The 12,363-nt window shown below is 58.7% G+C and carries 11 protein-coding genes; all 11 read right to left on the bottom strand.

From position 1 onward, the window contains the following. Nucleotides 1–136: 136 nt before the first annotated feature. Nucleotides 137–868 carry an SGNH/GDSL hydrolase family protein gene (locus HGHM_RS07160; RefSeq protein WP_245549173.1) on the bottom strand — a complete coding sequence of 244 codons (732 nt, stop codon included), beginning with the start codon at nt 866–868 and terminating at the stop codon, nt 137–139. Nucleotides 869–1,107: 239 nt separating this feature from the next. Then, the gene (locus tag HGHM_RS07165; protein ID WP_019140840.1) at nt 1,108–1,791 is read right to left on the bottom strand and encodes an SGNH/GDSL hydrolase family protein; all 684 of its coding nucleotides are present in this window, start codon (nt 1,789–1,791) and stop codon (nt 1,108–1,110) included. A gap of 22 nt (nt 1,792–1,813) precedes the next feature. After that, nucleotides 1,814–2,950: an acyltransferase family protein gene (locus tag HGHM_RS07170; protein WP_019140841.1), complete on the bottom strand. Its 1,137-nt coding sequence runs from the start codon at nt 2,948–2,950 to the stop codon at nt 1,814–1,816. A gap of 121 nt (nt 2,951–3,071) precedes the next feature. Next, entirely contained in the window at nt 3,072–3,884 is an 813-nt protein-coding gene (locus HGHM_RS07175) for a WecB/TagA/CpsF family glycosyltransferase (RefSeq protein WP_245549174.1), read from the bottom strand. Beyond that, a complete protein-coding gene (locus HGHM_RS07180) occupies nt 3,790–5,007 on the bottom strand; it encodes a glycosyltransferase family 4 protein (RefSeq protein ID WP_019140843.1) in 1,218 nt (405 codons plus the stop codon). Before HGHM_RS07180 ends, HGHM_RS07175 begins: the two co-directional genes overlap by 95 nt. A 43-nt stretch (nt 5,008–5,050) precedes the next feature. After that, on the bottom strand, nt 5,051–6,190 hold the full coding sequence (locus tag HGHM_RS07185) for a glycosyltransferase family 4 protein (protein WP_245549175.1): 1,140 nt from the start codon (nt 6,188–6,190) through the stop codon (nt 5,051–5,053). A 123-nt stretch (nt 6,191–6,313) separates the two neighbouring features. After that, the gene (locus tag HGHM_RS20920) at nt 6,314–7,171 is read right to left on the bottom strand and encodes a glycosyltransferase family 2 protein (protein WP_081583549.1); all 858 of its coding nucleotides are present in this window, start codon (nt 7,169–7,171) and stop codon (nt 6,314–6,316) included. 95 nt (nt 7,172–7,266) lie between these two features. Further along, nucleotides 7,267–8,214 carry a glycosyltransferase family 2 protein gene (locus tag HGHM_RS20925; protein ID WP_019140846.1) on the bottom strand — a complete coding sequence of 316 codons (948 nt, stop codon included), beginning with the start codon at nt 8,212–8,214 and terminating at the stop codon, nt 7,267–7,269. Next, a complete protein-coding gene (locus tag HGHM_RS07200; protein WP_019140847.1) occupies nt 8,215–9,648 on the bottom strand; it encodes an O-antigen ligase family protein in 1,434 nt (477 codons plus the stop codon). 12 nt (nt 9,649–9,660) lie between these two features. Beyond that, a complete protein-coding gene (locus tag HGHM_RS20930) occupies nt 9,661–11,175 on the bottom strand; it encodes a lipopolysaccharide biosynthesis protein (RefSeq protein ID WP_019140848.1) in 1,515 nt (504 codons plus the stop codon). A 135-nt stretch (nt 11,176–11,310) separates the two neighbouring features. After that, nucleotides 11,311–12,279 (bottom strand): GDP-L-fucose synthase, encoded by a 969-nt coding sequence (fcl, locus tag HGHM_RS07210; protein WP_019140849.1) that lies wholly within the window; start codon nt 12,277–12,279, stop codon nt 11,311–11,313. Nucleotides 12,280–12,363 lie beyond the last annotated feature (84 nt).

Consider the following 12,363-nt stretch of genomic DNA (forward strand, 5'->3'; position numbering starts at 1 on the left):
TCGTACGCTCGAGTTTGGATCTTTCGAACTGGATATCTAAAGCGGTCGACAGCAGCGGGATTGACAATCTTCGACCGGAATGGCCTTGCCGCGGGCAATGTAACTTTGCCCGCGGCTTCACACTTTCTATTCCCGCTTATTTCGAAAGAGTCTTGTAGACCTGAGCAGCGTACTGGCCTTTCTCCACATACACTGCTTGTGACGGATGAGTGCCGTCCGGGCACATGTCCCGGATGTTGCGCGAGCCGTCAAGCAGGAACTGGTTCAGCCGGGAGAATTGATCGATCACCGAAAGTGCGGGGCTCGACTCCGCGGCAACTTCCTTCATGGCAGCGACATAATTCTGAAGCCCATCGCGGTCGACCGGGTTGGGAGTTTCGAAGATGACGCGCTTGCCCTTGGTTTTTGCAATGCTGGCCAGGGTGCGCAGGCAGTTCTTGTATGTCGGTATGTCTTCGCCCACCTCTGATCCAAAGTCATTGATGCCGTGGTTGAGAATGACCACGGTGGCTTGGGATGCGCTCATTTTCGCATCCCAGCCGCCATCGGCATTCAGGAGCTGGCACGCTGTCTGGCCGCTCACGCCGAGATTCCTGACTTGCTGATTCGAAGGCAATGCCTGGGCAAAGGCATCTGGCGCAGGCGTGGCGACGCGGTTGCCAGTGAAGCTTTCATATCCCCATATGGTGGAGTCGCCATAGTATTCGATGACTTGCGGTGCATCGACGAGTTTGGTCGGCTGGGGATTCGACGTGGTGCCGCCGGATGAGTTGGTCGACGTATTGGAATCCGATGATCCGCCTCCACCTCCGCATGCCGCAAGGATGACGGTCAATGCGAGAAGTGAGGGAAAAGTAAATTGCTTCAATCATGCCTCCGAGGGGAAAATAGTAATCATGTTCCTCCTCCCTGATTCCGCAGCACACTGATGAGAGGCCGTCTTGTGCGGCCCTGGATGTCGATCTTTGAGGGAATGCGCTTGCGGGATGCCTGCAATGATGCCGTGGTTCGGTCTCATGCAAATTGTCCTAAATTAAGGGAGAGATCGGTCCGCATCCGGCATTTGCAACAATCCGTTACGGGGAAATTCGGACACGGCCAATCGTGTCATTTCGACTGGACCATCGCCTTGAAAACGGCGGCGGCATACCTGCCTTTCATCACGTAGATCGCATCGGTGGGATGAAGCCCGTCCGGACAGATGGTGTAGGGACTCTGGCCACGGAGATAATTGCTCAGATAACGGTACTGGTCGATGACCGGAATTTTTTCCGCGCGCGCGACATCCGTCATCGCGCTGACATAGCTGGCAAGGTCGCCATCGGCGCCGATCGGGTTGGGGGTTTCGAAGATGACCTTCTTGCCGCTGGCTTTCGCAATCCGCGCCAGCTTGCGCAGGCAGGACTGGTAACCGTCCAGGCTCTCCTTCCACAAGTCGTTGATGCCGTGGTTGATGATGACGAAGCTGGCATCGGAGGATGCCATCTGTTGTTCCCACGCTGGATGCTTTCCGTCGGTCCCTTCGAGCAGCTGGCATGCCGTGGTCCCGCTGACGCCCTGGTTCCTCACTTCGTATTTCGACGCCAGCGCGTCAGCAAATGCCGTGGGCGCAGGCACCGCAACCTGCGTGCCCAGCCCCGAGGCATAGCCCCATACCGTGGAATCGCCGTAGTACTCGATGACAGGCGAAGCGGTCTTGCGCAGCGGAGTGGCTGCAGGCTTGTCGGCAGGGAAGGCGGGTGCCGTCACCGCGCTGGCCAGAATCACGGGCAGAAGCAGTCGTCGCAGCATGTTCTCGGCTTCTTTGGGTGAATCAGTCGGCCGTCTTGTTTGCACCGGAAAGCAATCCTCTCCGCGAGGAAAACCGGGTGCCGGAGGCCAGCCGATTGAATCTGGCTCGCAGCGGATCTTCGATGAACTTGAAGGTCCAGCCGGAGATCACCACGAGGACTGCCACATACGCGACGAGAACAGCTGCGCTTGGGAGAAAGTCATGCACGCGCTTGGCGATGTTTTCGAAGAACAGTACCAGCGGCATGTGCAGCAGGTAGATCGAGTAGGAGCGTTCGCCGAGGATCTGGAAGGGCTTGCGCTTGAGAATGGCGGCAAGCCAGCCCTGATCGGTACAGACCGAAAGGATCAGCAGGGCGAAGCAGAGCGGGAAGACAAATGCAAGCCATGGGAACGGATCCACCAGGGACAAGAGCGCGAACAGGGCAAGGCATCCGGCGATCTGCAGCATGCTGGAATTGAAACGGTTGCGCTGCGCGATCTGGTAGACGATGGCGCCCAGGAAGAATGAATAGATGCAGCGCAGAAAGCCAAAATCGGAGGTGAGGGACAGGCATCCCTTCTGCTGAAGGCATGCGTGGATGGTAGTGGAAGCCCATACGCTAATCCCGAAACCGATGAGGCTGAACACCGCAAAGGCCACAATCCGTGCTTTTCCATTCAGCATCAGGCAAAGCCCGGCAAACAGGAAATAGGTATAGAACTCGGTGCTGATGCTCCAGCTTGGCGTGTTCAGGATCAGCCTGTCGAACACACCCATGCCATGGACCAGCGTGATGGTGCCAAGAATCTCGGTCGCGGTCGGAATGGCAAACTCCCGTGCGGCCGGGTTGTTGAGGACGCTGGCGTAGCCGTGCGCATAGGCCAGTTGCTTCAGCAGCACGATCACGTTTTCCGCGAGTACGAATACCAGCGTCGAAAAGATCAGCAGCGGATAGAGCCGGCCGATGCGGCGGATCAGGAAGACCCGGAAGTCATGCGTGGACTTCATCGTCGAGCCGTAGGCAGCACACATCACGAAGCCGCTCAGCACAAAGAACAGGTCGACGAAGAGATAGCCGTTGCGGATCAGCGAAATGTGCTCCGCGCCGACAGCCAGGTGGAATAGAGCAACAATCAGTGCAGCAATGCCGCGGCCGCCTTCCAGGGACTTGATCATGTTTTCCAGAGAATTTTGTTATCCAAGCTTCCAAAGCCATACGTTTGCAGTATGCCTGCCTGACCTTCGGCGCCGTTGACACAAGTCAGCGTGGCCTCATCTCCGCTTCAGCCACGCGCTTTCAGGCCTCGCTCGCCGAAGATCTGTTCAGCATGGCCATGATGAACTGACGCATGATGCCGACGACGAACAGGCTGTTGGTCACTAGGTAGCGCTTGAACAGGCGGCGCGGCTCCGAGCCGAGGCGGTACAACCACTCGAGGCCATTGCGCTGCCACCAGAGGGGCGCGCGCTTGATCACGCCCGAGTGATAGTCGAAGGCGGCACCTACGCCTATCATGACTGCCTGGATTCTTCCGCGATGCTCAGCCATCCATTTCTCCTGCTTGGGGCAGCCGAGGCCGACGAACACCACGTTGGCGCCGGAGCGGTTGATCATGTCGACGACTTCCTCGTCTTCCTGAATGGTGAGCGGCCGGAAGGGGGGCGAGTATCTGCCGCCGATACGCAGTTTCGGGAACTGCCGCATGAGATTGGCGCGCAGCAGTTCCAGCGTCGACTCGGTGCTGCCGTAGAAGAAGACGGTCTGGCCGAGTTGCTCGGCCTGCGCCAGGTATTTCAGCATCAGGTCGGGGCCGTTGATGCGTTCCTGGGCAGGATGCCCGAGGCGGCGTAGCGCCCAGGCGATGGGCGCGCCATCCGGCGTCGCCAGGTCGGCATTGTTGACCACGATCTTGAATTCAAGGTCGCGCGTGGTGGTGACCACCGAATGAACATTGCAGATGCAGATGTAGCGCGACTCGCGGGCGGCGCCCCAGTTCACAATCCGAGTGAGTACGTCATCCCAGGTCAGCGCGTCGATGAATGCTTCGAGTATCGGCTTGCCCGTGCGCTGTACGCTGGCAGGTTCGTATGGCTGCAATTGCGTCATCATAGATATCCATCAATATTTCATAGTTGCGCTCCGGCGTGTAGCGCGCCTCGTATTCGGCGCGCGCCGCCTGACCCATTCTTGCCATTGCCTCCGGATGCGACGCTGCCCACGCGATTTTTGCCGCGAGGTCGCTTGCGTCGCCCGGGTGAAACAGCAAGCCTGTCACCCCGTCCTGCACGATATCGGCCAGCGCGCCGAGACGGCTGGCAATCACGGGCAGGCCCGCGGAAAATGCTTCGACGATGGTTCGGGGCGAGTTTTCGTAACAAATGCTGGGCAACACCAGAAATTGCGCGGAACTCATCCGCCGCATGATGTCGTCAAGCGGTCTGAACCCGAGATAGCGTGAGCCGAATGCTTCCCGCGCAAGCAGTTCCAGCGGGCCACTGCCGATGACTTCGATCGGGACATCATTCGCGAGCTGCACGGCGCGCGCCAGCACATCCAGTCCCTTTTCCACGGAAAGGCGTCCGACATACATCCCGCCGCGCCGGCTGTTCCATGTAGGAACGATAGCGGAGGCCACGAAATTCGGTTTGATGCGAAACAGATGCGCGGGCAATCCGCCTTCGATGTATTTGTCGCGGGCAAAAGTGTTGAGCGCAATGTAGCGCGTCACCTTTTCACGGTAGGTGCCGATCAGGCGGTGTGTGGCGAGCATGCCGGTAAGCACCGCTGATTGCGCTGCGGAGTCCCGATAGCATTTGCGCGTCACGGCACGCCACGGCAGCTTGCCGACGCAGTCTTCGCAGATTTTTCCTTCGCGCAGAAAGATCGCCTGCGGGCAGAGAAGGCGGAAATTGTGCAGCGTTTGCACGACCGGCAATTCCATCCTCGACGCCGTCCAGTACAGGGATGGCGATATGAGCGGAAAGGTGTTGTGCACATGAATGACGTCGGGCTGAAACCGTTCGCATGCCTCGCCAACCTCGCGGGCGCTGTGCACCGACCAGATCGCCGAGGCGGCCGCTGCCGCCTTCGGCATATTGTTCAGGGCATCATTGTGCTGCCGATAGATTTCGACCTGGTGGCCATGGCTGCGCAACAAATCTGCCTCGGCATCGACCACGGTGTCTTCGCCGCCGCGATGCTGGTAAGCGTTGTGGGCAATCAGAATCTTCATAATAGGTATAGGCCGGATTGGTTTTCAGGGCTGGGCGGCGGGCTTATCCGGCCTTCCTTTGATCCCGGGGCGCGAGTTTTCCCGGATGCGTTGCTTCGACAGCGTAACGGCAGGCGTCCACGATTCCGGCGGCCGCGTGCTGAAAGGTATATCTGCTCGCGAGCTCCCGGCTGCGCTCGGCGAAGCGCCGGTAGACGGCAGGCTGGGTCAGCAGCAGTTCCACCCGCTCGGCCCACATGGGCACATCCAGTTGGCACACAAAACCGTTCTGGTTGTCGATTACCAGTTCCCCTGCGACACCCGCGTGGGGAGACACAATGACGGGCAGCCCTGCGGCGCATGCTTCGTTAGCCACCACGCCCCATACGTCGCGCAGGGTCGGAAACAGGAAAATGCGTGCCGATGCGTATAGGGCCGGCAATTCATGCTGCGCGGCGTGGCCGCTGAAGCTCACATCGACCAGATCAGGCAGCAGTGCAGCTTCAGTTTGCACGTCGGCTTCCTGCCTGCCGCTGCCCACATACAGGATGCTGATTTTGCGTCCCAGCCTTCGGGCGACTTCCTGGGCAACCTTCAATGCAAAAATCGGATTCTTGTCCGGAACGATGCGACCGCAGAACACCAGGTCGAATTTCTTTTCTCCGGACTCGGTGATACGGGCATACAACTCGTTGTCGATGCAGAGACAGGACTGGAAGCAGCGCTCCGGTGAGATGCCGTAACTTTCATACAACCTTTGCCCGCCCATGCTTGCCGCGATGAATGCGGGCGAGCGGGAATACACCATCCTGCGTACCATCCTGTGCCAGCGGCTCAAACCTTGTTCCGATACATCGGTGCCATCCGTCATCGGCACATGGGGTATGCCTTTGCCGAGCCCATAGAAAAAGGCATACAGATAAGTCGGATTGAATCCGGTGGTGACCACCACGTCCGGGGCAAACCGGTTCAATGCCGGAATCACATCGACGTTGTTGTGGATGAAATTGTCTCCGCGTGCGACGAAACGCTCGCGCAGAAACACATGGTCGAACTGCAGCGGCGGCAATTCCCATTCCCGGTTCGGCTCGCGCGGGCTGCAGAAAATCACCTGCAACGCCATATCCGGCATCCTGGCTATGCATTCATAGACCGGGATGCGGAACGGAGGCGGATGGTTGGTGATAAGGGCGATCTTCAGCATGTTGGAGGGCCGGCCTGCATTCCGGGGAGTCTGTCTTGCGGACGCCAGATGGATTGGATTGTTCTTGTCATGCATGGATTGCTTGGCAGAGTATCCAGGAAGGTTTTTTAGCCGGCATTTGCTTCATGGTTGCCTGCGGCGCCACCCGAGCATGCCGTCAAGCCGTCCCAGCATGATGGCGCAACCCGTCATGAGGTCTGCGCCCAGCGCCCCTTTCAATAGCGGGCGCAGCACCGGCGCCACGAGCCCGCGCATGATCACCCATGCCGGCAGGCGATGTTTCGCATAGATCGCGCCGGTGCCGCGTGCGCGGTGGCGCAGGGCTTTGCGTGCCTGCGGGCTGGCCGGCAGTCTGGCGGGTGCGACCGCATGATGCACTTCCGCCAGAGGCTCGTAGGTGAAGAAGGCGCCTGAATGCAGGGCGCGCAATACCAGGTCGGTCTCCTCTCCTGCGCCGAACCACTGGCCGACGCCGAATCGCGCGTCGAAGCCGCCAATTCTGGTGAACAGCTTGCGCTGGCAGAACAGCGTGATGGAGCTGACGGGAATGTCGCGGAAGGCGCTCGATCTCTCCCATGACAGGTTGGAGGCGAGCAGCGGCTGCTCCTTCTGCTCGACCCAGCGCACGATGACACCTTCGGGATTGTCGTTGCGGCTGAAACGCGCGACGACACGCTCCAGCAATTCCGGGTGGTACCAGCAGTCGTCATCCGGAAAACCGATCCATTCACCTTTCGCGATATCGATGCCCGCATTGCGCGCGGCAGCCAGGTTGGGTGGATGGTGCTTGATATGCCGGATGGCGATGCCGAGATACTTTGCCCGCTCGATATGGCCCGCGAGGCAATCATCCATGTTCTGGTCGACCACGATGACTTCAAAGTTGCTGAAGGTCTGGGTGGCCAGCGAGTCGAACAGGCGGTCCAGCTGATCGGTACGTCCTACCGTAGCCAGCACGAGGGAAATGTCAGGCATTCTCATGCGCAGCCTCCGGTATGGATGAACGATTTGGCGTGTGATGCGCCGGCATAATGTTCTCTGAAACGGATCGATGCGATGGAGATATATGGCATGAACTAGTGTTTTTCCAAAAGGCGAAGACGGATAGGTTTTGGCAAAAAACTCAACAGGAAGATTTTCAGCCAGAACCTGGGCGTCTGGATACTGAATCGGTCAAACAATAGTGAAACAGTGTGCCGGCTTCCGTTCCTGCGCAGGAAGGCCGAGGCAAGGTTGAGCTGATGGGTGCCAAGCACTTGCGATACACCCCTGCGGTGTTGCAGTGGAATACGGTTGTCGTCAAAGCGCTTTTTCAGTCTGCTGACAAACGGCGGCAGCTCATTTCCGCTGTCGCTCTTGCTCAGGCTGGGGAAGCTGCCTGTCCGATAGGCCGCCAGCGGCTGCATGCTGTACGCGACCGGGTATAGCTCCGCAATGCGGAACCAGACATCCTGGTCTTCTCCCAGGTTTTCCTTCTCGGGGAAGAAGATGCCGTGGTCAAAGAAAATACTTCGTGGCACAACCACCGAAGAGGTGAAAAAGAAATTTCCCTTGGCCCAGGCTTCAAAGAAGCGCGTAATGCGCTGCTGCGGCTGGCTGGATTTGAGTGCGCGCACCGGCGCCAGCTCGGTGTGCCCCTCTTCATCGAACAGGACATAGCGGGTGGCGAACATGCCGCAGTCCGGATAGGCCCGGATCAGGGCGGCGATCTCCTGTATATATCCGGGCATCCAGTAGTCGTCTGCATCGAGGAAGGCAATGTAATCGCCGGTAGCTTCCCGGATGCCGTGGTTCCTGGCTGCCGACACGCCCTGGTTTCTTTGCCTGATGAGCCTGATACGCGGATCATCGACAGCCGCAACCAGTTGCGGCCCTTCATCGGTGGAGCCGTCATCCACGACGATGAGTTCATGCACCAACGCATTGCCGGACAATACCGAAGCGATTGCCTGTTCCACATAGCGCGCCTTGTTATACAAGGGCATGACGACGGAGATGGCCGGAGATGAGCGCATGTTCATCATTTACCCCATCTGGAACTGGTGCTGGCTTTGCGGATAGGGCGCGAGCTTCGGCTTTGGACTGGCAATCAGTGCCAGCCGGAAGAGAAGGAGATGCGCCACGAATTCGCCCGTGAAGATGGTGGTCATGTCGAAAGGCGTTTCGGTAAATGAACGGACAAGGAGAATCGAAAACATCGCCAGCGACAGTCCGCCAGTTGCGCGGTTGGCGGCCGCGGCATGGCGCCATAGCATCACGAGATAGACCACCAGGCCGACAAACCCGACCGTGCCGGCTTCCGACAATGCCTGCAGGTACTGGCTGTGGGCGCTGACCGCCGCATCGTTGCCGATGGCACGCCTGAATTCCGTTCCCCAGACCGAGGAGCCATATCCGAACAGTGGGTTGTTCTTCCAGACTTCGAGAGCGATTTCCCAGATCTCGGTGCGCCCGGTCAGGGTCGTAAGCTGGCGTTCCTGGTCGATCTGCGCGAAATGCTGGTCGTAGCCGCTGAAGATGGCGATGGCGGCGACCACGGACAGTCCGGCAAGGCAAACAAACATCGGTGCGGCGAAGTCGCGCAGGGAATAGTAGGCACGCCTGCGACTTCGTCCACCGGTGGGTGCCTGGATGTACCTGTACCACCATAGCAGTCCGAATGCCACCAGGGCCGCTACCCATGCGGTCTTGGATTGCGCCAGCAGCAAGGTACCGATCCCCATTGCGTACGATGCAAGCTGCAGCCAGCGCCGACGGAAAGGGTTGCAGATGATGAGCAGCAGAAACACAATCGCGAGCGGACCCGTGCTGTTGGGGTGCACGCCCAGACCCCAGAACCTGATGTCCAGTCCCGGGAAATAGCCCGCATAATCCCGCTGTACCGAAACGCTGGGAAGGACTACCGCTGTCAGGCAACTTGCCGCAATGAAGAAGAGCAGGCCGCGCTTGGTTGCTTCCACTGAAAAATACGCGTACTGGTTGCGGCTGAAGTAGACAGCGGCAAACAGGAACATGGACGGCAGGAACCGTTCGTAAAACTCGGGATGGGTGCCGAAGATATTGTTGAGGATGACATTGCTGATGTAATACGCCAGGAACGCGAGGAACAGGCCGCGACCGTGCCTCGGCCGGTGCTCGTACCTTTGGGATACCGAAATGAAGCGCGCGAGGCAGATGCCGAAAATGAAGCCGGTAGTGAGCCGAAAGAACCAGGTAAGGAGCTGGGTATCGAACTGTGTTGCCACTGACTCGAAGTCGGCATTGCTGACGTTCCTGTTGGATAGAATCGGCCCGAGGCTGATCGCAAAGATGATGATCGGATAGACGAGAGCAAGCAGCCATTTGCGGGAATGGCGCTGCAGGCTGATGAACCATCCGATTCCCACCATGCAGCCCAGTCCGAGGACGGCAGCTCCGCCAAGGGATGCCAGCATCTGAAAAATTTCACCGCTGTTCATTCGAGATCCTTCTCAGCTGACTCGGTAAAGAAATTTTTGCAGCCACACGTCGGTAGGAGAAGGCAGGCGCATGGCGATCTTTTCGAAAAGCTCGGCGACATGCCGGTTGACGAGGCTCGGGAACATCCAGAGCGACAAGGCCATGCCGACCACGCCGGCTAGGACGTCGGCCAGCAGCCAGATGCCGGGAATGCCGGATAGTTCACGCGCCATGAAATCGACCAGCATGATGCCGCAGGAAGTGATCAGCGTCGTGATGATGCCGCCGGACATAGCCCGGTACAGCCTGCGCAGGCTGATGTCGAGCGCCCTGGAAGTGGCGGTCAATACTGCGATCGCGCGGGCCAGGTACATGGCAAACACCATCCACGCAACGGCTTCGAGCGAGAAGAAGGATGCGAAGGCCCCGGCAATGACAAAGCCGATGGCGACCGGAATCTGGATCCTGAATTCCTTGCTGGTCTGGCCGGAAACCCACAAAAGCGGCGTTGCCATTCCAAACAGGATGTAGACCGGCATGGCCAGGGAAACCGGGCGCAACAGTGCGGTAGCGCCGAGCCAGGCTTCGCCGTAAAGGGTTTGAAGTATGGTTTCCGCAGCGACGGCAATACCGGCAAAGACCGGGAACAGCAGCAGCGTCACCACGCCCATCATGGTCAGAAACGCCCGGCGCAGACGTTCGCGGTCATCCTGAACCCGTGCGCTTGCAGAAAACAGGGCGGACTGGATGACGGTGATGACGGTCCCGGCCGGACTCGACACCAGGTTGTAGGACAGGGAATACAAGCCCACCTCGGCGGCGGGGAAGGCGCGGCCGATGATGATCCGGTCGGCATTGCCGAGGAACCAGTTGACGGCGTTGGTCAGGAAGACGCGCGAGCCGTACACGATGAGATGGTTGTCGCCGCGCTGCCAAAGTACGAAGCCGATCGGATGCCGGGACTTCCAGTACAGGAGCGCCAGGGTGGTCAATTCGCTGCCGATGAATGCTGCGATCAGGGCCCATACCTGCTGGCCGGCCACGGCCAGCGGAATGCCGACGAATATGTAGCCGACGATATAACCCAGGACCGACGCCGCCTGTATCGACTTGAAGTCGAGCTCGCGCTTGAGCAGGTTGTGCGATGGCGAGGCGATGGCATTGATGAAGCAGATGGCGGAGGCAACCTGGATCACCGGCATGACCCGGGGCTGATTGAAGAAATTCGACAGGGGGCCGGCAAGCAGATAGACGACGGTGCCCACCGTCAGCCCCAGGAGGACCTGCCAGGTGAATACGAACTTGATGTCGTTGTCGCTGATCGTCTTCTTCTGGATCAGGCCGTAGGAAATGCCGATGTCCGAAAAGAACTTGCTGAAAGTCAGCACGATCATTGCGATGGCGAAAATGCCATACTCTTCCGGCCCGAGCAGCCGGGCAAGAACGATTTGTGTTGCGATCTGAAGCAGGGCTCGCAGAATCGAGCCGAAGCCGCCCCAGAATACGGCGGAAATTCCCTTGCTTGATATGTTCGCTTTGTTGTCCATGCGGAGACAGCTCTAAGAGGACGGCATCACGGCAGGCATTGCCATCCGGGTGAATCATTGGCCGGATGAAGCGCCGTCACAGTTTGCCGATGGGGCACCGGCCTTGGGTTCATGCAGTCGGGCGCTTCATGCCTTTCAGGTTGGCGCCTGCTCGTGGAGGAATTGCTTGTATGTTTCTGCGATTCCTTCTTCGAGAGCAACGCCAGGTTTCCAGCCCAGGGACAGCAGCTTGGAAGTATCCATCAGCTTGCGTGGCGTCCCATCTGGCTTGGTGGTATCGAACTCGATTTGCCCCTGGTAACCGACGACATTGCAAATGATTTCTGCAACCTCTCGTATTGTGATGTCTTCGCCAGTACCTACATTGATATGAGATAACATCGGCGTGGTGCAGGCAGCATATGCATCATGTTCCAGCTCCATGACATGCACGCACGCTTCCGCCATGTCATCGACGTACAGGAATTCCCGGCGCGGTGTGCCGGTTCCCCAGATCACCACCTTGTCCTTGCCCTGCATCTTTGCTTCATGGAAGCGACGGATCAGCGCGGGAATCACATGACTGTTTTCCGGGTGATAGTTGTCGCCCGGCCCATACAGGTTGGTCGGCATGACGCTGCGGTAATCGGTGCCGTACTGGCGGTTGTAGCTCTCGCACATCTTGATGCCTGCAATCTTGGCAATCGCGTACGGTTCATTGGTCGGCTCGAGCAGGCCGGTCAGCAGGCTTTCCTCTTTCATTGGCTGGGTCGCCAGCCTGGGATAGATGCAGGATGAGCCGAGGAACAGCAGGCGCTTGACGCCGGCACGCCAGGCTTCATGGATCACATTGCTCTGGACCATCAGGTTGTCGTAGATGAATTCTGCCGGATAGGTATTGTTGGCGTGGATGCCGCCTACACGCGCTGCGGCAAGATAGACTTCATCGACCTGCTCGGATTCGAAGAAGGCGCGCACCTGCGCCTGGTCGGTCAGATCCATCTCCGCATGGGTACGGGTGACGATGTTGCCGTAGTCCCGCCTGCGCAAGGCACGCACGATGGCGGAACCGACCAGGCCCCGATGGCCCGCAACATAGATGCGCTTGTTCAAATCGTTTTTCATATGCTGCCTCTATTTCTTGAATTTGGTTCGCGGCTGTCGTGCCTCCGAGTGTAGCCTTGACGCCGCGTCTGGTTTGACTTGCCG

The sequence above is a fragment of the Noviherbaspirillum massiliense JC206 genome (genome assembly GCF_000312045.1).
Classification (GTDB): Bacteria; Pseudomonadota; Gammaproteobacteria; order Burkholderiales; family Burkholderiaceae_D; genus Noviherbaspirillum; species Noviherbaspirillum massiliense.